Origin of the sequence: uncultured Stenotrophomonas sp., from assembly GCF_913778665.1 — a bacterium.
Classification (GTDB): Bacteria; Pseudomonadota; Gammaproteobacteria; order Xanthomonadales; family Xanthomonadaceae; genus Stenotrophomonas.
Map to the genome: position 1 here is coordinate 19,398 of NZ_CAJYVQ010000002.1, position 23,446 is coordinate 42,843.

Consider the following 23,446-nt stretch of genomic DNA (forward strand, 5'->3'; position numbering starts at 1 on the left):
GGGGACGCCGCAAGTACGTCCTTGTAGGCTTGTCCGCGGCATCCATGCCGCGGACACCCCGCAATCCGACACCGCCGCGCCTTCGACAGGTTCACGCGGCTGTTGGTAGCTGTCGACCGTTGGTCGACACGATCCTTCTGTCAGATATCGAATTCCATATCGAGACGGTCGTCGGATCGCGTCTGGGAAAGAGCCCCCTGAGTCAGGGGGCGGCCGCGAAGCGGCGGGGGTGTGGGTGGTGGTAAGTGGGGTGCGCGTTTCGCACAGCCAAGCGTGGGAGCGGCAGCGCGCATGCGATGTCGCGTACCCTGCATACAACACACTCATGCCCCATGCGCGACCCTGTCCATCCGCGTGTTCGAGTGGAGGTGGCAAGGGTGCATTGGGAGCACATGCAGGCCTATGCATGGCCGTTGGGGCTGGCGCTGGTGATCGGCGGTATCGGCGCATGGGTGATCCTGTGGGTCTATCATCGGCTGAAGGGGCGCGATCGGCGCCGTGCGCGCATCGGCCGCGTGCTTGGCCTGCCGCTGGCCACGGCGCTGCCGCTGCTGTTGCTGATTCCCGCACTGCAGGCGACGCCGTTGCAGGATCCGCTGCTGGGTAATCTGCAGCGCATCCTGCATATCAGCTTGGTTGCCTGCTTCATCTGGTTGCTGGTGCGCGGTGTGAGCGCCATCGAGCGCGCGATCCTGCGTAGCAATCCCATCGATGTGGCCGACAACCTGGAAGCACGCCGCATCCAGACCCAGACCCGTGTGCTCAGCCGGGTGATCATGGGCGGCATCATCGTGCTCGGCGCCTCGCTGGTGCTGCTGCAGTTCGACATGGTGGCCAAGATCGGTTCGGCACTGCTCGCCTCTGCAGGCCTGATCGGCCTGGTGGCCGGTATCGCGGCAAAGCCGGTGTTCGGCAACCTCATCGCCGGTCTGCAGATCGCGGTGACGCAGCCGATCCGCCTGGATGACGTGGTGATCGTCGAGGGTGAATGGGGCCGTATCGAGGAGATCGGCAGCAGCTACGTGGTGGTGCGGATCTGGGATGAGCGGCGGATGGTGGTGCCACTGACCTGGTTCATCGAGAACCCGTTCCAGAACTGGACACGGCGCAGTGCCGACCTGCTGGGAACGGCCTTTCTGTGGCTGGATTATCGTGCGCCGATCGCGGCGATCCGCAGCGAGCTGGAGCGCATCTGCCGTGGCGAGGCGCTGTGGGATGGACGCGTCTGCGTGACCCAGGTGACCGAGACCAGTGAACGCGCGATCCAGGTACGCCTGCTGGTCAGCGCGCGCAGTTCCGGCGATGCCTTCGATCTGCGCTGCCTGGTGCGCGAACGCATGCTCGACTTCCTCGCGCGCGAGCATCCGCAGTCATTGCCGCAGGTGCGCGCACGCGTGCAGCACGATGATGAGCAGGACATGCCGCGCGGGCCGCGTGCACGCACCGCGGATGTGCGCTCGCCGGGTGCGGAAGACGGCGAAGCGGCGATCGTGCCGGCGGAGCCCGACCAGCCTCTGTAGAGCCGAGCCATGCTCGGCTGCTTTGGATTTTCCGTTGAAGCCGAGCGTGGGCTCTGCTCTACAGGAACACGATCACGGTTCGCCGGCGTCGATCAGCGTGTCGGTGTCGAAGTGCGGGGGGCGCCGCGCGCGGGTGCGCTGTTCGTAGGCGTAGGCCATTTCGATCAGCTTCGGCTCGCTCCAGGCGGTACCCATGAACAGCAGGCCGACCGGCAGGCCGTCGATCTGGCCCATCGGCACGCTGAGGCTCGGGTAGCCGGCCACGGCGGCAGCGCCGTAGCTCTCGCCGGGGAAGTCATCGCCTTCGCTGCGGATCGGCCAAGCCACGCCGGTGGTCGGCGCCACCAGCGCATCGAGCTGGTGGGCGGCGAGGGCGGCGTCGATGCCCTCCGGGCCGGCCAGCCGGCGCGCATCGCTGCGTGCGCGGATATAGGCCGGGTCGGCCAGGCCGGCGGTGGCGTCGGCCTCCACCAGCAGCTCCTGGCCGAACAGGCCCAGCTCCTGCTTGCTGTGGGCCTGGTTGAACGCGATCAGCTCGGCCAGGCTGCGCAGCGGGGCGCGATGGGTGCTGAAGTAGCGCTCCAGTCCGGCCTTGAATTCGTACAGCAGCAGCGCGCGCTCGGCCTCGGCCCAGGCGCCCTGGTTGGGCAGCTCGACAGGCACCACCACGGCACCGGCGCGACGCAGCTCGGTCGCCGCCTGCTCGATCAGCGGCGGCATGCCGCGGTACTTCAGCAACGGTGTCTGCAGCAGGCCAATGCGCTTGCCGCGCAGGCCCTGCGGGTCCAGGCGCGCGGTGTAGTCGTAGACCGCGCGGCCGGGCATGGTCGCGGTGGCCGGATCGGCATCGTCGCGGCCGGCGATGGCGGTCAGCACGACGGCGGCGTCGGCGACGCTGCGGGTCATCGGCCCGGCGGTGTCCTGGCTGAAGGAGATCGGGACGATGCCATCGCGGCTGACCAGGCCAACGGTCGGCTTCAGGCCGACCACGCCGTTGACCGCCGCCGGGCAGACGATGCTGCCGTCGGTCTCGGTGCCGATCGCCACGCTGGCCAGGTTGGCGGCCACTGCCACTGCACTGCCGCTGCTGGAACCGCAGGGCGAGTGGCTGAGGCGATAGGGGTTGCGGGTCTGGCCGCCGCGCGCGCTCCAGCCGGAAATCGAATTGTTGCCGCGGAAATTGGCCCACTCGCTGAGATTGGTCTTGCCCAGCACCACGGCGCCGGCCTCGCGCAGGCGCCGCACCAGGTAGGCATCGTCCGGGCGGAAGCCCTGCAGAGCCAGTGAACCGGCACTGGTGGCCATTGGTGCGGCGTTGATGTTGTCCTTCAGCAGCAGTGGGATGCCATGCAGCGGACCGCGCAGGCGTCCTTCGCGGCGCTCGCGGTCGCTCGCGGCGGCTTCCTTCAGCGCATCGGGGTTGAGCTCGATCACCGCGCGCAGGCGTGGCCCGGAGCGGTCCAGGGCGGCGATGCGCTGCAGGTAGGCCTGGGTCAGCGTAGCGCTGTCCAGCTCACCGGCGATCATCCGCGCCTGCAGATCGGCGACATCGGTTTCGGCGTACGGGAACGGCACGTTGCGGCTCGCAGGTTCGGCCGCATGCGCGCTGGGCGTGGCCGGACTGCAGCCAGCCGAAAGCAGCGCAGGCAGCGCGGCAAGCAGGCAGGTCAGCAGAGGCGGCAAGGACGGACGCATGGGGCGGCTTGGTCGGCTCCAATCGCCAGTGTAGCCGCTGCTCAGCGGTGGCGCTTGCGCAGGTCGCGGGCGAGCACGTAGACCACGATCAGGTTGATCGCCAGGATCGTCCAGGACGGCCAGCCGGGATGGCGGACGATCGCGAAGATATCGAAGGGCAGGTACAGCGAGGCGGTCAGGCAGCCCAGCCAGGAGGCCCAGGCCTTGGCCCGCCACAGGCCCCAGGCTTCGACCAGGTGCAGCAGGCCGTAGCCGATCATCCCCGCCGCGGCCAGGTGCACCGCGTCGGGGCTGATCATGTGCAGCAGCGAGGGCAGGGTGCCATGGTCCGGATCCAGGCTGAAACGCCGGATCAGGACCATGATGCCGTGCCGCAGCGGCTGCGGTCCGAGCACTTCCAGCCCGGTGGCGGCCAACAGCGCAAGCATCGCCTTGCTCGCTTCGAGCAGGGCGATGACGTGCAGGCCCGGATGCCGGTGCGGATCCGGGTTGTAGCCGCTCTGGGTCACGACGTACTGGCTCAGCCGCCGCGCGAAGCCTTCTTGCGGTCGCTTTCGGTCAGGAACTTCTTGCGCAGACGGATCTCCTTCGGGGTGATCTCGACCAGCTCGTCGTCTTCGATGAAGTCCAGTGCCTGTTCCAGCGAGTACTTGATCGCCGGGGTCAGCTGGATCGCATCGTCCTTGCCCGAAGCGCGCATGTTGGTCAGCGGCTTGGTCTTGATCGCGTTGACGGTCAGGTCGTTGTCCTTGGAGTGGATGCCGACCAGCTGACCTTCATACACATTGTCGCCTTCAGCAGCGAACAGCTTGCCGCGTTCCTGCAGCGGGCCAAGCGAGTACGCCGGGGTGGTGCCCGGCGCATTGGCGATCATCACGCCGTTGATGCGCTTGGCGATCGCGCCCTGTTCCTTCGGACCGTAGTGGTCGAACACGTGGAACAGCAGGCCCGAACCCTGGGTCAGGGTCTTGAACTCGTTCTGGAAACCGATCAGGCCACGGGCCGGGATCGAATATTCCAGGCGCACGCGGCCCTTGCCGTCCGGCTCCATGTTCTTCAGCTGGCCCTTGCGGGTGCCCAGCTTTTCCATCACGCCGCCCTGGTGGATTTCTTCGATGTCCACCACCAGCTGTTCGATCGGCTCCATCATCTGGCCGTCGATTTCCTTGATGATGACTTCCGGGCGCGACACGGCCAGCTCGTAGCCTTCACGACGCATGTTCTCGATCAGCACCGACAGGTGCAGCTCGCCACGGCCGGAGACCAGGAACTTGTCGGCGTCTTCCAGCTGTTCGACCTTCAGGGCCACGTTGTGGACCTTTTCACGGTCCAGGCGGTCCTTGATCTGGCGGCTGGTCAGGAACTTGCCACCGGACAGGTCCTTGTTGCCGGCGAACGGCGAGTTGTTGACCTGGAAGGTCATCGAGATGGTCGGCTCGTCGACGGTCAGTGCCGGCAGCGCTTCCGGGGTATCCGGGTGGCACAGGGTGTCGGAGATGGTCAGCTCCGGGATACCGGAGATGGCGACGATGTCACCGGCTTCGGCGGTGTCCTGCTCGATGCGCTCCAGGCCCAGGAAGCCCAGCACCTGCGCGACCTTGCCGTTGCGCTTCTTGCCTTCACGGTCGATGACCGCGACCTGCATGTTCTTCTTCAGGGTGCCGCGCTGGATGCGGCCGATGCCGATGACGCCGACGAAGTTGTTGTAGTCCAGCTGGCTGATGCGCATCTGGAACGGGCCGTCCGGGTCCACTTCCGGCTTGGGCGCGTGCTGCATGATCGCTTCGTACAGCGGGGTCATGTCGCCGTCGCGCACGGTGTCTTCCAGGCCGGCGTAGCCGTTCAGGGCCGAGGCGTAGACGATCGGGAAGTCCAGCTGCTCGTTGGTGGCGCCGAGCTTGTCGAACAGGTCGAACACCTGGTCGATCACCCACTCCGGACGCGAGCCCGGACGGTCGACCTTGTTGACCACGACGATCGGCTTGAAGCCCATCGCGAAGGCCTTCTGGGTCACGAAGCGGGTCTGCGGCATCGGGCCGTCCATCGCATCGACCAGGATCAGCACGGTGTCGACCATCGACAGCACGCGCTCGACCTCACCGCCGAAGTCGGCGTGTCCGGGGGTGTCGACGATGTTGATCCGGTTCTTGATACCGGTCTTCTTGTCTTCCCAGGTGATGGCGGTGTTCTTGGCCAGGATGGTGATGCCGCGTTCCTTTTCCTGGTCGTTGCTGTCCATCACGCGCTCGGCGAGGACGGTGCGCTCGGACAAGGTGCCGGACTGCTTCAGCAGCTGGTCGACCAGGGTGGTCTTGCCATGGTCGACGTGGGCGACGATGGCGATGTTGCGAAGATTTTCGATGGACATACGAAAGGGGGCCAGTCGGCGCCGGATTTGGAAAAAGAAGTCCAACATTATACGTCGAACTTGACGATTCGCGAAAAGGTGGATTTCACCCTGGCCACGGGGCCCATTCAGCTGGCCCGCCGCCGTCCGGCCGAGGCCGCCAGGACCCGGCGACGCGGCTCCCCGTCCGCGGGCTGAAGGCGGGCGCTTCACCGATGGTCGAAGCCGCCGCCGAGGCGAGGCGGGTGTAAACTAGGTGGCTAGACGCATTCCCCTCTGCATCAAGGATCTTCATGTCCCTCATCGCCACTTTCGACACCACCCAGGGCCCGATCAAGGTCGAGCTGTTCGCCGACAAGGCGCCGCTGACCGTGGCCAACTTCGTGAACCTGGTCAAGCACGGCTTCTATGACGGCCTGATCTTCCACCGCGTGATCGCCGACTTCATGATCCAGGGCGGCTGCCCGCAGGGTCGTGGCACCGGTGGCCCGGGCTACAAGTTCGAAGACGAGAAGAATGGCGTGAAGCACGAGGTCGGCTCGCTGTCGATGGCCAACGCCGGCCCGAACACCAACGGCAGCCAGTTCTTCATCACCCACATCAAGACCGACTGGCTGGACGGCCGCCACACCGTCTTCGGCAAGGTCCTGGAAGGCCAGGCCATCGTCGATTCGGTCAAGCAGGGCGACGTGATCCATTCGATCACCCTGGAAGGCGACGTCGACGCCGTGCTGGCCGCCCAGGCCGACCGCGTCGCCGAGTGGAACAAGCACCTCGCCGCCTGATCCCCTTCCGAAACGGCCACCCACGGGTGGCCGTTTCCCTGTTCCCCGCCGCCCGCCAGGCCTGCGCGGCTCCGCCCGCGGCGTCCCATCAAACGCTTGCAAGCAAGAGGAAACCCCCATGAAAGCACCCGTTCGTGTTGCCGTGACCGGCGCCGCCGGCCAGATCGGTTATGCCCTGCTGTTCCGCATCGCCTCCGGCGAAATGCTGGGCAAGGACCAGCCGGTGATCCTGCAGCTGCTGGAACTGCCGGTCGACAAGGCCCAGGCCGCCCTGAAGGGCGTGATGATGGAGCTGGAAGACTGCGCCTTCCCGCTGCTGGCCGGCATGGTCGGCACCGATGACGCCGAAGTCGCGTTCAAGGACGCCGACATCGCCCTGCTGGTCGGCGCGCGTCCGCGCGGCCCGGGCATGGAGCGCAAGGACCTGCTGCTGGAAAACGCCAAGATCTTCACCGCCCAGGGCGCGGCGCTGAACAAGGTCGCCAGCCGTGACGTGAAGGTGCTGGTGGTCGGCAACCCGGCCAACACCAATGCCTACATCGCCATGAAGTCGGCCCCGGACCTGAAGCCGGAAAACTTCACCGCCATGCTGCGCCTGGACCACAACCGCGCGCTGAGCCAGCTCTCGACCAAGCTCGGCAAGCCGGTCGGTGGCATGGAGAAGCTGGTGGTGTGGGGCAACCACAGCCCGACCATGTACCCGGACTACCGTTTCGCCACCGCCGATGGCGCGTCGATTGCCGACGCGATCAACGACCAGGAGTGGAACGCCAACACCTTCATCCCGACCGTCGGCAAGCGCGGCGCGGCGATCATCGAAGCCCGTGGCTCGTCCTCGGCTGCGTCGGCCGCCAATGCAGCCATCGACCACGTGCGTGACTGGGTGCTGGGCAGCAACGGCAAGTGGGTCACCATGGGCGTGCCGTCCGACGGTTCCTATGGCATTCCGGAAGGCGTGATCTTCGGCTTCGCGGTGACCACCGAGAACGGCAAGTACACCCTGGTGAAGGATCTGCCGATCGACGACTTCAGCCAGAAGTACATCGACAAGACCCTGGCCGAGCTGGAAGAAGAGCGCGCCGGCGTCGCCCACCTGCTGGGCTGATGCAGGGGGTACCGGCCGTTGGTCGGTACGCTTACCGCAGAAAACGGGGAGGCTTCGGCTTCCCCGTTTTCATTTGGAGTTCCTGGAATCGCATGATCCACCTGCACTACATCGACGACGCGCTGCTGGTGGCCGAGAAGCCGGCCGGCCTGCTGTCCGTGCCCGGCCGCAGCGCCGAGAACCAGGACTGCGTGGTCGCGCGCCTGCAGGCTATTTACCCCGATGCACTGACCGTGCACCGGCTGGACCAGGTCACCTCCGGCCTGCTGCTGCATGCGCGAGGCAAGGCCATGCAGGCGGCGCTGTCGGCGCAGTTCGCGCAGCGCACGGTGGGCAAGCGCTATGAGGCGATCGTGGAGGGGCTGCCGGATGCCGAGGCCGGCGAGGTGGACCTGCCGTTGATCGTGGACTGGCCTAACCGGCCGAAGCAGATGATCGACCTTGAACGTGGCAAGCCGGCACTGACGCGCTGGCGCGTGCTGGGCCGGGATGTCCAGGCGCAGCGCACGCGGGTGGCGCTGGAGCCGGTCACCGGCCGCAGCCATCAGCTGCGCCTGCACATGGCCAGCCTTGGCCATCCGATGGTGGGGGACGTGCTGTATGGTGCCGTGCCGGCGGCGCGTGTGCATCTGCATGCGTGCGCGCTGGCGTTCACCCACCCGGTGACGGGTGCCGCGCTGGCGTTCGAGTCCGCGGCTCCGTTCTAAGGGGGAGGTGGGGTCGGCAGGGCTGCGCCCTGCACCTGCCGAAGCAACGTCAACGTCAACGTCAAAAGCGGCGCTGGTTTTCTGTGTGTTGGGCGGGGCGGTGTGGGTGGGCAGGACACGCCGTAAACCCGTCCATGGGGCCTGCGGTCCTGCCCACCCACACCGCCCCACCTTCGACAGATTCACGCGGCTGTTGGTAAGGGCGACTGTGCGGCTGTGCAACCGGACCCACCACGTCAACCCCAGGAAGCCTGCCTCTGCTGTTGCTTCGGCTTCGGCAGGTGCAGGGCGGCAGCCCTGCAGAACACACCCCACCCCCTACCAAGGTAGGGCGGCCCGCACGGCAGCGCCGGACTATTCTCGAACCCATGACTTTGTCTGGGAGGGCTGCGTCATGAACTACGAGGAAACCTACCGTCGCTCGATCGACGAGCCGGAGGCCTTCTGGGGCGAGGAAGCCAAGCGTATCCATTGGCATAAGCCGCCACAGCAGGTGCTCGACTACAGCAACCCGCCGTTCCGGCGCTGGTTCGTCGGCGGTGAAACCAATCTCTGCTACAACGCGGTCGACCGCCATCTGGCCGATCGTCCCGACCAGCTCGCGCTGGTGGCGATTTCCACCGAAACCAATAGCACCCGCGAGATCACCTACCGCCAGCTGTATCGCGAGGTGAACGACTTTGCCGCGGTGCTCAAGCACCTCGGCGTCGGCCACGGCGACCGCGTGGTGATCTACATGCCGAACATGGCCGAAGCGGTGTTCGCGATGCTGGCCTGTGCACGCATCGGTGCGGTGCATTCGGTGGTGTTCGGCGGCTTCGCCGCACATAACCTGGCGCTGCGCATCGATGATGCCAAGCCCAAGCTGCTGATCGCCGCCGATGCCGGCATGCGTGGAGGCAAGCTGATCCCGTACAAACCGATGGTCGACGCCGCCTGCGCCGAAGCCAGCGCGCCGCCACCGCACGTGTTGATCGTGTCGCGCGGGCTGGACGCTGCCGAACCGCGCGCGCCGGGCCGTGATGTGGAGTACGCCACGCTGCGCGCGCAGATCGGCGAGGTCGATGTTCCAGTGCAGTGGCTGGAAGCGAGTGAGCCGAGCTATCTGCTGTACACCTCCGGCACCACCGGCAAGCCGAAGGGCGTGCAGCGCGATGTCGGTGGCTATGCGGTGGCGATGGCGCAGTCGATGGAAACCGTGTTCGACTGCAGGCCGGGGCAGGTGATGTTCTCCACCTCCGATGTCGGCTGGGCCGTCGGCCATTCCTACAACGTGTACGGCCCGCTGATCGGTGGCTGCACCTCGCTGCTTTACGAAGGGCTGCCGACCCATCCCGATCCTGGCATCTGGTGGGCGCTGTGCGAGCAGTACAACGTGCGCACGATGTTCTCTTCGCCTACCGCCATCCGCGTACTGAAGAAGCACGACGCAGACTTCATCCATCGTCATGACCTGGGCGCACTGAAGTACCTGTTCCTGGCTGGCGAACCGCTGGACGAGCCGACTGCGCACTGGATCAGTGACGCACTGGGCAAGCCGATCATCGATAACTACTGGCAGACCGAAACCGGCTGGCCGGCGCTGACCCTGCTGCCGGGCCTGGAGATGAAGCCGGTGCGCTTTGGCTCGCCCGGCTTCCCCAACCTCGGTTACCGCATGAAGGTGATTGACGAGAACACCGGCGAGGAAGTGGCCGCGGGGCAAAAGGGCGTACTGGTGGTATCGCCACCGCTGCCGCCGGGCTGCATGAGCACCGTGTGGAACGATGACGGCCGCTTCCTGCAGAGCTACTTCAGCCACTTCAAGGAACTGCTGTACAGCTCGCTGGACTGGGCGATCCGCGATGACGATGGCTACACCTTCATCCTCGGCCGCACCGACGATGTGATCAACGTGGCCGGCCATCGCCTCGGCACGCGTGAGATCGAGGAAGCCATCTCCAGCCATCCGCGCGTGGCCGAGGCCGCCGTGATCGGGGTCAAGGACGAGCTGAAGGGTCAGGTGCCACTGGTATTCGTCACCCTCAAGCAGGGGCTAAACGGCGAAGACCCCGCGCCGGTGGTGGCCGAGATGATGGCGACCGTGACCGGCTCGCTCGGCGCCGTGGCACGCCCGGCGCATGTGCATGTGGTCAACGCATTGCCCAAGACCCGTTCCGGCAAGCTGTTGCGGCGCTCGCTGCAAGCGTTGGCCGAGCAGCGTGACCCGGGCGACCTGTCGACGCTGGACGACCCCGGCGCACTGGAAGAGATCCGTCGCGCGCTGGGCCGCTGATCCGGTAGTGACGGCCACTGGCCGGTAATACCATCAATCCGGACGTTGCCGGCCAGCGGCCGGCACTACCCGCGATACATGCGCTAAGCTCGGCCTGTCATCGACCTGCAACACGCGGCGCGCGCCGGGGAACGCGCGTGCCGCCCGGGGATGGCATACAGGGGGGCGTGCCCGCCAGGGCGCGCCGGCATGGTGCATCAAGGAAAGGGGGAGGCAATGGCATTGCTGCACGCCAAGACGGCTGCTGGCCGTCAGGAAATCGAGGACCGTGGCCGGCGCCTGCCGGCCGCATTGCGTTCAATCCTGCTGATGGTCGATGGTCATCGCGACGACACCGAACTGCGGGGCCTGTTCGAGGGTCTGCGCGCGCCACCCGACGCATTGCAGCAGCTGCTCGCGCTGGGCCTGATCGAAGTGGTGGGAGGCCGTGTCGAGGCGGCACCGGCGCGCGGCATCAGCAGCGGCCGTGAACAGGATCCGGCGTTGTACCAGCAGCTGTACGACGCGATGAGTGAAGCGGTGCGCCGACATCTCGGCCTGAAGGGCTACTTCATGCAGCTGAAGATCGAGCGCTGCACGGATGCGCTGGCACTGGAGCGCCTGTGCCCCGAGCTGCTGGCCGCGGTGGGCAAGGCGCGCAGTCCGGCGCTGGCGCAGCGCTGGTGGCAGGAAACCCAGGCAGCACTGCTGCACGCGGATGGCGAGGTCGTGCAGGCCTGAGTCACCGCGTAAAGTGATCGGTTCACTTCCCCGCAAGGAGTCCCGTGTGCAGGACGACCACGACGATACCGATACCCCCGGCTGGGACGCGATCAACGCGGCGCTTGCCCCGTTGTACGCTGGCCAGGAACCCCGTCATTTCGGCACCGCGCTGCCGTACACGCTGGGGGGGCAGGATCCGCTTGATGGCATCAGCGTGTACTGGGCGGACGCGCCAGTGCCGCATTGGCACTACATTACCTATGGCTTCTCCGAGCTGTACGCCAAGGAGAGCGATGACCCTGCCATCAGCGGCTATGGTTTCGAGCTGACTTTCCGGCTGGCGGCCGAGGCCGGCGAGCGCGCGGACAGCACCCCGCCGGTGTGGCCGATGAACCTGCTGCAGAACCTGGCGCGCTACGTGTTCAGCAGCGGCAACGTGTTCGAGGACGGCCACCATCTCAATGCCAACGGCCCGATCGCGCTGGAGACCGACACGCGCCTGTGCCATCTGGCGTTCATTGCCGATCCGCAGCTGCCTGCGCGCGATACCGCCAATGGCCACCTGCAGTTCCTGCAGCTGGTGGGCCTGACCGACCAAGAGATGGAGGCGGTCAAGCGCTGGTCGACGCGCGGCGTGCTGCAGGCATTGCTGCCGGCGATGCCGCTGTGGATCAGCGACCTGCATCGTGGCAACCTGCTGGACGATCCGGCGCTGGCCGGGCAGATGCAGGCGGGCAGCCAGCGTGAGGGTTCGAGTACCGGCATGCTGTTCATCGAGACGCTGGACTGGCGGCAGCAGGCGGGCGTGACCACGCTGGTGCTTGGCGCCGGGCAGGTGCCAAGCGTCTGCGAGCTGCTGCCGCTGCGGCTGCGCCACGGCAAGTCGCTGGAGCTCGCCAGCCGCGAGCGCCACTGGGAGTTCACGCCGCCCGCAGCCGGGGAAACCGCTGAGGTGGGGACGGACCGCGCGCACTGGCCGCTTGACGAGGCCGGATTGCAGGCGTTGGCCGGCGTGCGTGCCGAGCGTGGCACTTATCCGGTATCCGCAGCGCTGCACTTTGAAGTGGTGCCGACCTGCCTGCGTGACGCCAAGGGCGAAGTGATCCGGCAGATCGGTTGATGGCGAAGATGGGGTCGGATCCGTTCGCCACGCCAACGGCGCCGACCCCAGCCAAGCCTCAGGCCAGGCCTTCAGCCTTCAGCGCGGCCTGCACGCCGGCGTCGACGTCCATACGCGCCTTGTAGGCGGCCAGGTTGTCCAGGCCGGACAGGTCGACCTTGGTGCCGGCAGCCCAGCGCAGGGTGATGTAGAAGTACGGGTCAGCGTAGCTGCGGAAGCCGGCCAGCCAAGGCTTGTCGGCCAACTGCTTGTCGGCGGTCTCGAACAGGCTGCGCAGGCGCTTGTGCGCGGCGGCCCGGATGGCGTCGTACTGGCCTTCGTCGGCGATGAACTTGCCCGGCGCGAACAACGGCGAGAACGCCGGGTGCACATCGGAATTGACGAAGGCGAGCCAGCGGGTGGCTTCGGCGCGCTGGCGCGGGCTGCCGTCACCTGCCAGGCCGGCCTGCGGGAAGCTGTCGGCGATATAGCCCATGATCGCGGCGTTCTGCAGCAGCACGAAGTCGCCGTCCACCAGTGCGGGTACCGCACCGGCCGGATTGATCCTGAGGAATTCCGGACCCTTCAGGGTGTCCTTGTTCAGCAGTTCGACCTCGAACGGCTGGCCGGTCCACTGCAGGGCGATGTGGTCGGCGGTGGAACAGGCACCGGGCTTGCTGTACAGCTTCATGGGAACTCCAGGTGATGCGGGCGGGAAGCGCCCACTATCCCAGAGCCTGCCGGCAGGCGGCAACGCTGCCGCCAGCACGGATCGTTACGACTGCCGCGGCTTGAGGTTCTGCACCTTGTAGAAGGTGTGATCGCCGATGGTGGCCACCTGGTAGGCGTTGCGCCAGTTCGGGCTGGCGATCGCCAGCGCGGCGAAATGGCTGGCACCGGGCACGATCTCGCGGCGCTCGCCCGCCGGCAGCGCCCAGTTGCGCTCGGCGTCGAAGGCCACGTCCATCGCCTCGCTCCAGGCCGCGTCATTGCCCAGCTGGGTACCGGGGGAGACGATGGTCGGTGCGAACTGCTTGCGCGCGGTGACCACTTGGCACATCGAGTCGCCCCACAGGCCACTGTCGAGGCGGCGCAAGGCGACCTCGGCGACGGCCTGCTGGCCACGCAGGGTCTGGTCGCGGGCTTCCAGGTACACGGTGGTGCTCAAACACAATGAATCAGCGGCCGGCTGCGGCAACAACTGCGACAGCCAGAGAATCCAGGCCAGTTTCATATAACTCCTTGCTCCGTATGGGCCGCACTTCGGGGATCCCGCAGCGGGGGCTGCGGGCCGGGGCACGACTTGGCGTCATGGGGAGGCGGCCATCGGGGCCGCCCCGTGGGCGGCCCCAAAAGAAACGATCAATACCGATCGAGGGGGCCGCGCCGGCTCACCGGAAACTGGCTGGTGAGCGGAAGATGGCGCAAGGTAGGGGGGAATAGCCGAACACATCATGAACCGTCCGGCTTGACATTCAGGTTCAGAAGGGGTGACGGAAATCACAATTCCGTCGCCCATTCAGGTCCTCATCAGAGCGCGGCGGCGACGCGACTGCCCTGGTCGATGGCCCGCTTGGCATCCAGTTCGGCCGCCACATCGGCGCCGCCGATCAGCTGCGCGTCGATGCCAGCGGCCTGCAGCTCGGCCTGCAGCGCGCGGTTCGGTTCCTGCCCGGCGCATACCACCACGTGGTCGACCGGCAGCCGCTGTTCGCTGCCCTCGACGCGGATGCGCAGGCCCTCGTCGTCCACGCCCAGATACTCGACACCGCCGAGCATGCGCACGCCCTTGGCCTTCAGCGTGGCCCGGTGGATCCAGCCGGTGGTCTTGCCCAGCCGCGCGCCGGGCTTGCCCGGGCTGCGCTGCAGCAGCCACAGCCGTCGCGGCGAGACCTCGGCCTGCGGTTTCGCCAGCGAGCCACGCGCTTCAAAGCGGCTGTCCACGCCCCATTCGGCCATCCAGCGCTGCGGGTCCAGCGACGGCGACTCGCCAACGTGGCTGAGGAACTCTCCGACGTCGAAGCCGATGCCACCGGCGCCGATGATCGCCGCACTGGCGCCCACCTCGACCCGGCCCAGCAGCACGTCCAGATAGCTGACCACCTTTGCATGGTCGGCGCCGGGGAAGTCGACCCTGCGCGGGGTGATGCCGGTGGCCAGCACCACATGATCGAAGCCGGCCAGGCTGGTCGCGTCGGCACGGGTGCCCAGGCGCAGCTGCACGCCGGTCTCAGCCAGCTTGTATCGGAAGTAGCGCAGGGTCTCGTAGAACTCTTCCTTGCCCGGGATGCGCTTGGCCACGTTGAACTGGCCGCCGATCTCCTCGTTGGCATCGAACAGGGTGACCTGGTGGCCGCGCTCGGCAGCGACCGTGGCGCAGGCCAGCCCGGCCGGACCGGCACCGACCACCGCAATCCTCTTCGGCGTAGTGGTGGGGCGGTAGACCAGCTCGGTCTCGTGCGCGGCGCGCGGATTGACCAGGCAGCTGGCCAGCTTGTTCTCGAATACGTGGTCCAGGCAGGCCTGGTTGCAGGCGATGCAGGTATTGATCGCCTCGGCGCGGCCAGCGCGCGCCTTGTTCGGCCACTGCGGATCGGCCAGCAGCGGGCGCGCCAGCGATACCATGTCGGCGCCGCCATCGGCCAGGATGCGCTCGGCCACCTGGGGCATGTTGATGCGGTTGGTCGCCACCAGTGGCAGCGTTACATGCGGCTTGAGCTTGGCGGTGACGCCGGCAAATGCCGCGCGCGGCACTGAGGTGGCGATGGTCGGGATGCGCGCTTCATGCCAGCCGATGCCGGAGTTGATGATCGTCGCGCCGGCGGCTTCAATCGCCTGAGCCTGCTGCACGATCTCCTCCCAGTTGCTCCCGTCCTCGACCAGGTCGACCAGCGACAGGCGGTAGATGATGATGAAGTCCGAGCCACAGGTCTCGCGGATGCGGCGCACGATCTCCACCGCGAAGCGCATGCGCTGGCCGGCGTCGCCACCCCACCGGTCAGAGCGCTTGTTGGTGCGCGGGGCGATGAACTCGTTGATGAGGTAGCCCTCCGAGCCCATCACTTCCACGCCGTCGTAGCCGGCCTCGCGGGCCAGCTTGGCGCTGCGCGCGTAGTCGGCGATGTGGCGTTCGACGCCGCTGGCCGACAGCGCGCGCGGGGTGAACGGGTTGATCGGCGCCTTCAGCCTTGACGGTGCCACCGAGAGCGGATGATAGGCATAGCGGCCGGCATGCAGCAGCTGCAGGCAGATCTTCGCACCGTGCTGGTGCGCGGCCGCTGTCAGCTGCCGGTGCGGGCGCACTTCCCAGGGCCAGGACAGCTTGCCGCCGAACGGCTTCAGCCAGCCCACCACGTTCGGCGCGAAGCCGCCGGTGACGATCAGGCCGACGCCGCCCTCGGCGCGCTCGGCGAAGTAGGCTGCCAGCCGCGGGAAGTCGCGGGCGCGATCTTCCAGGCCGGTGTGCATCGACCCCATCAGGACGCGATTGCGCAGCTGGGTGAAGCCCAGGTCCAGCGGGGCGAACAGGTGAGGATAGGCGCTTTCGTTGGCTGGCGACATGGTCGATACGCTTGCGTACGGAAGCGCGAAGCGTGCCGGGAAACGGCGGCCGGGGCAAGGGGCTGGCGAATCGGTAGCGCCGGGCCACGTCCGGCGACGCGGCTATCCGTGGCCGCGCTGCGCGCCCGCCGGGCATGGCCCGGTGCGACCCGCCGGCAGCGGTCGGCCAATCCCGAACCAGCCCAGGGTCACCCCGCACAGCGGCCCAATCGACAGGGCGAAGACCAGGGTGCCGACACCGACGTTGCCACCCAACCACCAGCCCAGCAGCAGCACGCTGCCTTCGATCAGGCTGCGCACCTTCCAGATCGGCCAGCCGGTGCGGGCGTGCAGGCCGGTCATCAGGCCGTCGCGCGGGCCGGGGCCGAGCCGGGCGCCGATATACAGGCCGGTGGCCAGCGCAACCAGCAGCATGCCCCCGCAGAACATCGCCAGCTGCCAGCCCAGGCCGACGGCTGGCGGCAGCAGCCACAACCCGAACTGCGCGGACGGGCCGATCAGCAGCACGTTCAGCACGGTGCCCACGCCAGGCTTCTGCCGCAGCGGCCACCACAACAGCAGCACCAGCGCACCGATCACATTGGTGGCCAGGCCGAAGGACAGCGGTGTCTGTGCAGCGATGCCCTGCGAGAGAACATCCCACGGCGCCACGCCGATTGCGGCACGGATCATCAGCGAGGCACCGAAGCCGTACAGGAACAGGCCGGTGATCAGTTGCAGCAGGCGCAGGGGCAGGGCGGTGGGCATGACGGCGCTCGGGGGAGGGGGGGCTGTTGCCACCGTAATCCCGAATGGGCTGCTTCAATAGATACAGATGGCAGCCAATCTGCCCGCACAGGCAGGGGCGCACGCGCCTGCGTCAATCATCCCAGCCGGCCAAGGCCAGCTTTCCGAGCGTTCGCCCGCTGGCCAGGCGCTGATGCGCGATGTCCAGATTGGCGGCCGTGATCGTGCCCAGCGTTTCACTCAGCGTGCCGCGCAGCTGGCCGGCGTCGATCATGCTGGCCGCACGGCTGAGGATGCGGTGCTGCTCGATGCGGTCGGCGGTGGCGAAGCGCGCGCGCGCGAACATGAATTCCCAGTGGATGCCGATGCACTTGGCCTTGTAGGGGTCGCCGATGCGCAGCGCACCACGCGGCTCGACGATCAGCCCGACATGGCCCTGCGGCGCCAGCACCTGGCCCAGTTCTTCCCAGTAATGGTCGGTGTCGGCCAGGTTGAGCGCGACCTGCACCGCATCGATGCCGAGTGCCTGCAGCTGGGGCAGCAGGGGCTGCCGATGGTCGATGACGTGCTGTGCGCCCATTCGCCGGCACCAGTCGATCGAGGCATCACGCGAGGCCGTGGCGATCACCTCGAAGCCGGCGTGGCGGGCGAGCTGGATCGCCATCGAGCCGACGCCGCCGGCGCCACCGATCACCAGCAGCCGTTGGCCTGCATGGCGGCGTTCATCCAGCTGCAGCGGCATGCGCTGGAACAACAGCTCCCATGCCGTGAGCGTGGTCAGTGGCAGTGCGGCGGCTTCGTCGAAATCCAGCGTAGTCGGCTTGCGTGCCACCAAGCGTTCGTCGACCAGCTGGTACTGCGCATTGCAGCCCGAACGGGTGACATCCCCGGCGTAATAGACCTCGTCACCGGAGGCGAACAGGCAGGCCTCGTCGCCGATTGCCTGGACCACACCGGCAGCGTCCCAGCCGAGCACACGGGGGGCATCGAGCGCGATCGGATCGGTGGCGGCACGCTGCTTGCCGTCGACCGGGTTGACCGAGATCGCCTCGACCCGGATCAGCAAATCGCGACCACTGGGAGGCAGTGGCGGCGGCAGGTGCATATCGCACAGGGCGGGGGCGGATTCACGACTCAGGGCGACAGCTTTCATCAGGGCTCCGGCTGGGTTCGTGTCCTCATCATAAGGTTCCTCATGTTTCAGCAAATGCGCTGAACTGCCTTGGCGCAATATGTCGCATTCCGCACTTAAATCCCGTCAAACCCTTACAGCGTGAGGGTCTTGCGGATTTTCATCATCCTGTATAGGGTTTCAACGTCGGACCGGTGGAGGGTCGGGCACATCACTTCACATGTTACGGGACTGTTAACATGACCTTCACCCGCCTGAGCATAATGTTCGCGGCGGTGGCGTGCTGAATCGGCTGTCGAACATCGACGCAGTAGTGCTGGCCCATGCCTCTACCGGTTTCATACCCCCGAAATAGGAGCTGTACTCAATGAACAAGAAGATCCTTACTGCCGCGCTGCTGGGTGGTCTGGCTTTCGCCCAGGCTGCCTCCGCGCAGGAGTTCGATGACCGCTGGTACCTGACCGGTTCGGCCGGCTTCAACTTCCAGGACAGCGACCGTCTGACCAATGACGCTCCGTTCGTGACCCTGGGCCTGGGCAAGTTCATCAGCCCGAACTGGTCGCTGGACGGTGAGCTGAACTACCAGAACCCGAACTTCGACGCGAACAAGGACCAGAACTGGTCGCAGTACGGCGTTTCGCTGGACCTGCGTCGCCACTTCATCAAGGAAGGCCGCGGCTGGAACCCGTACATCCTGGGTGGCCTGGGCTACCAGAAGTCGGAAGAAACCTACCCGCTGAGCGCTGCTGGCCCGGGTAAGCGCAAGGACGGCAACGTTGCCGCCAAGGTCGGCGTCGGTCTGCAGACCACCTTCGAGAAGCGCGTTGCTGTTCGCGCCGAAGTCGCCTACCGCGCTGATTTCGACGACCAGAGCATCGCTGCACGCGACGAAAGCTGGTTCGGCGACGTGCTGGCTTCGGTCGGCGTCGTGATCCCGCTGGGCCCGGCTCCGGTCGCGGCTGCTCCGGCTCCGGCTCCGGTTGCCCCGAGCTGCGCCGACCTGGATGACGACGGTGACGGCGTCAACAACTGCGACGACAAGTGCCCGAACTCGCAGCCGGGTCAGACCATCGGTCCGGACGGTTGCCCGGTGCCGGTCTCCATCGACCTGAAGGGCGTGAACTTCGACTTCGACAAGTCGAACCTGCGTCCGGACGCCGTGGCGATCCTGAGCGAAGCCACCGAGATCCTGAAGCGTTACCCGGATCTGCGCGTTGAAGTCGCCGGTCACACCGACTCGAAGGGTACCGACGCTTACAACCAGAAGCTGTCGGAGCGTCGTGCTACCGCCGTGTACAACTACCTGACCAAGAACGGCGTTGACGCCGGTCGCCTGGTCGGCCCGATCGGCTACGGCGAGAGCCGTCCGATTGCTCCGAACACCAACCCGGATGGTTCGGACAACCCGGAAGGTCGCGCCAAGAACCGTCGTACCGAGCTGAACGTCCAGAACTGAGTTCTGACGCTCCGCCCGTAAGACACTGCAAGACCCGGCTTCGGCCGGGTCTTGTTGTTTGGGCGGCCTGAAGGTTGAAAATGCGCCTGCGGCATCACCGTTCGTCGGCATTTTGCTCATGAAACCAATGAGTTGCCGTATTCATTGAAAGTGGCGCTTGAAAGCTGTCGCGGCATTGCTAAACTCGCCGCGTCACTTCCTTTCCTGGATGCCCATCATGCTGCGCTCTGCATCGGCCGCCGTCCTGGCGCTGGCCCTGATTCCTGCCGCCCACGCTGCGGTCGATTGCTCGGTCAACACCAGCGCCTCGCCGCTGCCGTTGCCCGCCACGACCATCGCACCGGTGGCCGACGAGCTGTACATCCGCAGCAACCAGCTGGGCATGCCGGCCGGCGTGCTGAGCGGCAACTACGATCCGTCGCAGTCGCTGGACCAGGTGCTGCAGCGCCTGCGCATCGACGGTTGCCAGAACATCGCCAAGGCCATTCCGAGCGCGCCGGCGGTGAAGCCGAACGATCCGGCGGCGTACAAGCCGCAGACCGAGTTCGACAACACGCCGTGGCGCTTCGACATGAGCCAGAACGGCAAGCGCATGACCGCCGAAGAATTCGACGCCTGGATGAAGGCGCGCGGTGTGCGTGTGGTCAAGGCCCGTCCTGCACCCGCTGCCGCCCCGGCCGCCGCCGAAGCACCGGCTGAGACCAAGCCGGGCGAGAAGAAGTAAGTCGCGCGGGGAGCAGAGGCTTGCGCACGCGCCGCCCACCTGCTGCCCCCGCCGCCCGCTCCCACGCATCGCGTGGGCGTGCGAACCCGGACGTCTCCACCGGCGTGCGTCATGGCTTGGCGCGCGTGCTGTCCAAGGCCGGCGTGTGCTCGCGCAGCGAGGCCGCGCGCTGGATCGCCGAGGGCCGCGTACGCGTGTCCGGGCGCATCGTCCGTGACCCCGAGTTTCCGATTGCACAGCCGGCGCCACCGATCGAGGTGGACGGCCAGCCGTTGGGCGCGCCGCAGCGCCTTTACCTGATGCTCAACAAGCCGCGCGGGGTGGTGACCACCGTGCAGGACGAGCGTGGCCGCGACACTGTATACCGCTGCTTCGATGGCGCTGGCCTGCCGTGGATCGCACCGGTCGGGCGCCTGGACAAGGCCAGCGAGGGGCTGTTGCTGTTCAGCAATGACCCGCAATGGGCCGCGCGCCTGACCGATCCGGAAACCGGTCCGCAGAAGACCTATCACGTGCAGGTTGATCGCCTGCCCGACGACGGCACCCTGGCGGCGCTGCAGGCCGGGGTGGAGGACGAGGGCGAGTTCCTCGTTGCCCAGGCCGTGCACGTGCTGCGCAGCGGCGACAAGACCGCGTGGCTGGAGGTCGTCCTCGACGAGGGCCGCAACCGCCACATCCGCCGCCTGTTGGCGGCCTTCGACCTGCAGGTGCTGCGCCTGGTCCGGGTCGCGATCGGTGGGCTGCTGCTCGGCGATCTCGGCAAGGGCCAGTGGCGGGTGCTGGAGGTCAGCGACCAGCAGCGGCTGGGGGCCGCTGCAACGGGCTGATCATCGCCCGCGGCCGGCAGCTGCCGGTCACCGTTCCAGGCGTAGGGGGCGTCTGGTTGTTGAACTTCCCGAACGGAGCCTGCCCATGTATCGCCCGACCCTCAACCAAACCCTGCGCTGCGCAGGCCTGTTGCTGCCGATGCTGTTGCTGTCGGCCTGTGGTGGCCACAAGAAGGTGGCCAAAGCGGAAACCCCGGCCGAAACCCCGGTGGTGGAAGTGAAGACCCCGGAACTGGATGGTCGCGGTAGCTATCGCTTCCTGATGAGCAACGGCGACAAGAAGATGACCGCCGACGAGTTTGATGCCTGGATGAAGGCCAACGGCATCCGCGTGGCCAAGGGCAACGGACAGACCCCTCCCGCTCAGCCGGTGGTGGTGGCCAGCAAGGACGAGCCGAAGGGCAAGAAGAAAAAGAAGTGACGCCTGTCGTGCCGGCCTGGGTCGGCGCGCCTTGAACGGTGGGGTCAGAGCCCTTTCCCGCAGGAAAGGGACCCGACCCCCGCATGATCAGGCCTTGATCACGCCCAGCTCGACGCCGATGCGGGTGAACGCATCGATCGCGCGATCCAGATGCTCGCGGCTGTGCGCCGCGCTGATCTGGGTGCGGATGCGCGCCTGGCCCTTGGGCACCACCGGGAAGAAGAAGCCAATCGCATAGATCCCTTCTTCCAGCAGGCGCTCGGCAAACTTCTGGGCCAGCGGTGCGTCGTACAGCATCACCGGGCTGATCGGGTGCACGCCGGGCTTCACGTCGAAGCCGGCAGCGGTCATCTTCTCCCGGAAGTAGGCGGTGTTCTCTGCCAGTGTGCCGCGCAGGTCATCGGCGGCGGCCAGCATCTCGAACGCCTTGATTCCGGCGGCGACCACGTGCGGCGGCAGCGAGTTGGAGAACAGGTACGGGCGCGAACGCTGGCGCAGCAGTTCGATCACCTCGGCGCTGGCGCAGGTGAAGCCACCCAGCGCACCGCCCATGGCCTTGCCCAGGGTGCCGGTGATGATGTCGATCTTCTCCAGCACACCCTTCACTTCGGCCGAGCCGCGGCCGGTGGCGCCGAGGAAGCCGGTGGCATGGCATTCGTCGATGTGCACCAGTGCGTTGTACTTCTTCGCCAGCGCGGTGATCTCGTCCAGCGGGGCGATGAAGCCGTCCATCGAGAACACGCCGTCGGTGGTGATCAGCTTGGTCTTGCAGCCGGCGGCGTCGGCGGCCTGCAGCTGCGCTTCCAGGTCGGCCATGTCGCAGTTGGCGTAGCGGAAGCGCTTGGCCTTGCACAGGCGCACGCCGTCGATGATCGAGGCGTGGTTCAGCGCATCGGAAATGATCGCGTCGTTCTCGCCAAGCAGCGGCTCGAACAGGCCGCCGTTGGCATCGAAGCAGGCCGCGTACAGGATCGTGTCCTGCTTGCCGAAGAAGTCGGAGATCTGCTTTTCCAGCTGCTTGTGCAGGTCCTGGGTGCCGCAGATGAAGCGCACCGACGCCATGCCGAAGCCGTGGGTATCCAGTGCATCCTTGGCGGCCTGGATCAGGTCGGGGTGGTCGGCCAGGCCCAGGTAGTTGTTGGCGCAGAAGTTCAGCACCTTGCGGCCGTCGTCGAGGGTGATCTCGGCCGACTGCGGGCTGGTGATGATCCGTTCGGACTTGAACAGGCCCTGGGCGCGGATGGCGTCCAGTTCCTCGGCGTAGTGGCGGGTCAGGGCGGAGGAGGCGTCGGTCATGGCGTGGGCACGGCTCAGCACGGGGAAACCGTTGATTCTACCGGGCAACGATGGCCACCAACCGGGCCGGGCAGGGCGCCGCCACTGCCGGCACATGTTGCATCGCAATAGCAAACGGGTTAAAAATTCGTGAACCGCGCCTGTCTGGCACCGGTTACCTGCTCGCCATTTCCGCCCCCCGCCCCCTCGGAGACGCCCATGAAGCACGCCCGTGCCTGCCTCGCCATTGCCGCCGCCCTGACCCTCGCGCCATTCGCGGCCAGTGCCCAGGACAACGAATCTCCGTACAGCTGGAACGTCACCGCCGTGTCGGACTACCTGTTCCGTGGTGTCTCGCAGACCGATGAAAAGCCGACCCTGCAGGCCGGCTTCACCTACACCTCGCCGGTCGGCCTGTACGCCGGTGTATGGGGTTCGGGCGTGGACTTCGGTCCGGGCGACCCGAACACCGAGGTCGACTACCAGATCGGTTACGGCGTGGACGTCACCCCGCGCGTCAACTTCGACGTGTTGCTGAACCGCTATACCTACCTCGGTGCCAGCAGCCTGAACTACAACGAGCTGATTACCACCACCACGCTGGATGAGACCTACAAGCTGACCGTGGCCTACACCAACGATCAGTGGAACAGCGGTACCGACGGCTGGTACTACGGTGTCGGTGGCCAGTGGGGCCTGCCGCGCGACTTCACCCTCAATGCCAATGTCGGCCGCAGCAGCTTTGAAAAGGGCCTGGCCAAGGACTACACCGACTGGAACGTCGGCGTCAGCCGCCAGTTCGGCCTGTTCAACGTCGGCCTGGGCTACTACGGCACTGACAGCGATGGCCGCTACAACTCCGGCAAGCTGGCGCACAGCCGCGTGCTGCTGACCGTGGCCATCGGCAAATAACCCTTGCTTCGGTAGGTGCCAGGCTTGCCTGGCACGCTTTACGAAAAAGGCGCCCATCGGGCGCCTTTTTCAGTTCCGCAGTGTCCTTGATCCTATCTCGGGAAGAGCCCCCTTGTTGTTCAAGGAAGCGCGCCGAAGGCGCGGGGATAAGGAAACCTGCGCGGATTCAACGTGGCG

21 protein-coding genes are annotated in these 23,446 nt (G+C 66.7%); 12 read left to right on the forward strand and 9 right to left on the reverse strand.

From position 1 onward, the window contains the following. Positions 1-392: 392 nt before the first annotated feature. Positions 393-1,520 (forward strand): mechanosensitive ion channel family protein, encoded by a 1,128-nt coding sequence (locus QZ853_RS00885; RefSeq protein ID WP_345777862.1) that lies wholly within the window; start codon positions 393-395, stop codon positions 1,518-1,520. Between the two features lie 72 nt (positions 1,521-1,592). On the opposite strand, the gene QZ853_RS00890 is transcribed toward QZ853_RS00885, so the two are convergent. From QZ853_RS00890 to typA, 3 genes are read right to left on the reverse strand one after another with little or no spacing between them, the layout of a single operon-like run. Continuing rightward, on the reverse strand, positions 1,593-3,215 hold the full coding sequence (locus tag QZ853_RS00890; RefSeq protein WP_295569983.1) for an amidase: 1,623 nt from the start codon (positions 3,213-3,215) through the stop codon (positions 1,593-1,595). Positions 3,216-3,256: 41 nt separating this feature from the next. Further along, the gene (locus tag QZ853_RS00895; protein ID WP_295569984.1) at positions 3,257-3,724 is read right to left on the reverse strand and encodes a DUF2127 domain-containing protein; all 468 of its coding nucleotides are present in this window, start codon (positions 3,722-3,724) and stop codon (positions 3,257-3,259) included. 11 nt (positions 3,725-3,735) lie between these two features. Further along, on the reverse strand, positions 3,736-5,583 hold the full coding sequence (typA, locus tag QZ853_RS00900; protein ID WP_295569986.1) for a translational GTPase TypA: 1,848 nt from the start codon (positions 5,581-5,583) through the stop codon (positions 3,736-3,738). Between the two features lie 272 nt (positions 5,584-5,855). Between typA and QZ853_RS00905 the strand changes: the two genes are divergently transcribed. The 6 genes from QZ853_RS00905 to QZ853_RS00930 all read left to right on the forward strand — a co-directional run bounded on the left by QZ853_RS00905 (position 5,856) and on the right by QZ853_RS00930 (position 12,256). Continuing rightward, entirely contained in the window at positions 5,856-6,347 is a 492-nt protein-coding gene (locus QZ853_RS00905; RefSeq protein WP_005408225.1) for a peptidylprolyl isomerase, read from the forward strand. 118 nt (positions 6,348-6,465) lie between these two features. Continuing rightward, entirely contained in the window at positions 6,466-7,452 is a 987-nt protein-coding gene (locus QZ853_RS00910; protein ID WP_004153634.1) for a malate dehydrogenase, read from the forward strand. A 92-nt stretch (positions 7,453-7,544) separates the two neighbouring features. Continuing rightward, positions 7,545-8,159 (forward strand): RluA family pseudouridine synthase, encoded by a 615-nt coding sequence (locus QZ853_RS00915; protein ID WP_295569988.1) that lies wholly within the window; start codon positions 7,545-7,547, stop codon positions 8,157-8,159. A gap of 394 nt (positions 8,160-8,553) precedes the next feature. Further along, positions 8,554-10,434 carry a propionate--CoA ligase gene (gene prpE, locus QZ853_RS00920; protein ID WP_295569990.1) on the forward strand — a complete coding sequence of 627 codons (1,881 nt, stop codon included), beginning with the start codon at positions 8,554-8,556 and terminating at the stop codon, positions 10,432-10,434. Positions 10,435-10,650: 216 nt separating this feature from the next. Continuing rightward, entirely contained in the window at positions 10,651-11,154 is a 504-nt protein-coding gene (locus QZ853_RS00925) for a hypothetical protein (RefSeq protein ID WP_295569992.1), read from the forward strand. A 46-nt stretch (positions 11,155-11,200) separates the two neighbouring features. Beyond that, on the forward strand, positions 11,201-12,256 hold the full coding sequence (locus QZ853_RS00930; protein ID WP_295569994.1) for a suppressor of fused domain protein: 1,056 nt from the start codon (positions 11,201-11,203) through the stop codon (positions 12,254-12,256). 58 nt (positions 12,257-12,314) lie between these two features. Here the strand turns inward: QZ853_RS00930 and QZ853_RS00935 are convergent, their stop codons facing one another. The 5 genes from QZ853_RS00935 to QZ853_RS00955 all read right to left on the reverse strand — a co-directional run bounded on the left by QZ853_RS00935 (position 12,315) and on the right by QZ853_RS00955 (position 17,675). Continuing rightward, positions 12,315-12,926 carry a glutathione S-transferase N-terminal domain-containing protein gene (locus QZ853_RS00935; protein ID WP_295569996.1) on the reverse strand — a complete coding sequence of 204 codons (612 nt, stop codon included), beginning with the start codon at positions 12,924-12,926 and terminating at the stop codon, positions 12,315-12,317. 84 nt (positions 12,927-13,010) lie between these two features. Then, positions 13,011-13,469, reverse strand: coding sequence for a cell wall hydrolase (locus tag QZ853_RS00940; RefSeq protein WP_025878087.1), 459 nt, complete (start codon positions 13,467-13,469; stop codon positions 13,011-13,013). A gap of 296 nt (positions 13,470-13,765) precedes the next feature. Further along, positions 13,766-15,796, reverse strand: coding sequence for an NADPH-dependent 2,4-dienoyl-CoA reductase (locus QZ853_RS00945; protein ID WP_295569998.1), 2,031 nt, complete (start codon positions 15,794-15,796; stop codon positions 13,766-13,768). A 102-nt stretch (positions 15,797-15,898) separates the two neighbouring features. Then, on the reverse strand, positions 15,899-16,543 hold the full coding sequence (locus QZ853_RS00950) for a hypothetical protein (RefSeq protein WP_295570000.1): 645 nt from the start codon (positions 16,541-16,543) through the stop codon (positions 15,899-15,901). A gap of 112 nt (positions 16,544-16,655) precedes the next feature. Further along, positions 16,656-17,675 (reverse strand): zinc-binding alcohol dehydrogenase family protein, encoded by a 1,020-nt coding sequence (locus QZ853_RS00955; protein WP_295570002.1) that lies wholly within the window; start codon positions 17,673-17,675, stop codon positions 16,656-16,658. A gap of 346 nt (positions 17,676-18,021) precedes the next feature. Here QZ853_RS00955 and QZ853_RS00960 point away from each other — a divergent pair, with 346 nt between their 5' ends. The 4 genes from QZ853_RS00960 to QZ853_RS00975 all read left to right on the forward strand — a co-directional run bounded on the left by QZ853_RS00960 (position 18,022) and on the right by QZ853_RS00975 (position 21,082). Beyond that, on the forward strand, positions 18,022-19,110 hold the full coding sequence (locus QZ853_RS00960) for an OmpA family protein (RefSeq protein ID WP_295570004.1): 1,089 nt from the start codon (positions 18,022-18,024) through the stop codon (positions 19,108-19,110). A 217-nt stretch (positions 19,111-19,327) separates the two neighbouring features. Beyond that, positions 19,328-19,834: a hypothetical protein gene (locus QZ853_RS00965; RefSeq protein ID WP_295570006.1), complete on the forward strand. Its 507-nt coding sequence runs from the start codon at positions 19,328-19,330 to the stop codon at positions 19,832-19,834. A gap of 104 nt (positions 19,835-19,938) precedes the next feature. Beyond that, complete coding sequence (locus QZ853_RS00970) at positions 19,939-20,661, forward strand: pseudouridine synthase (RefSeq protein WP_295571116.1); 723 nt, start codon at positions 19,939-19,941, stop codon at positions 20,659-20,661. An 85-nt stretch (positions 20,662-20,746) separates the two neighbouring features. Next, the gene (locus QZ853_RS00975; protein ID WP_295570008.1) at positions 20,747-21,082 is read left to right on the forward strand and encodes a hypothetical protein; all 336 of its coding nucleotides are present in this window, start codon (positions 20,747-20,749) and stop codon (positions 21,080-21,082) included. 87 nt (positions 21,083-21,169) lie between these two features. Here QZ853_RS00975 and kbl read toward each other — a convergent pair whose 3' ends face one another. Then, positions 21,170-22,378: a glycine C-acetyltransferase gene (gene kbl, locus QZ853_RS00980; protein WP_295570009.1), complete on the reverse strand. Its 1,209-nt coding sequence runs from the start codon at positions 22,376-22,378 to the stop codon at positions 21,170-21,172. A 198-nt stretch (positions 22,379-22,576) separates the two neighbouring features. Between kbl and QZ853_RS00985 the strand changes: the two genes are divergently transcribed. Continuing rightward, the gene (locus QZ853_RS00985; protein ID WP_295570010.1) at positions 22,577-23,269 is read left to right on the forward strand and encodes a TorF family putative porin; all 693 of its coding nucleotides are present in this window, start codon (positions 22,577-22,579) and stop codon (positions 23,267-23,269) included. Positions 23,270-23,446 lie beyond the last annotated feature (177 nt).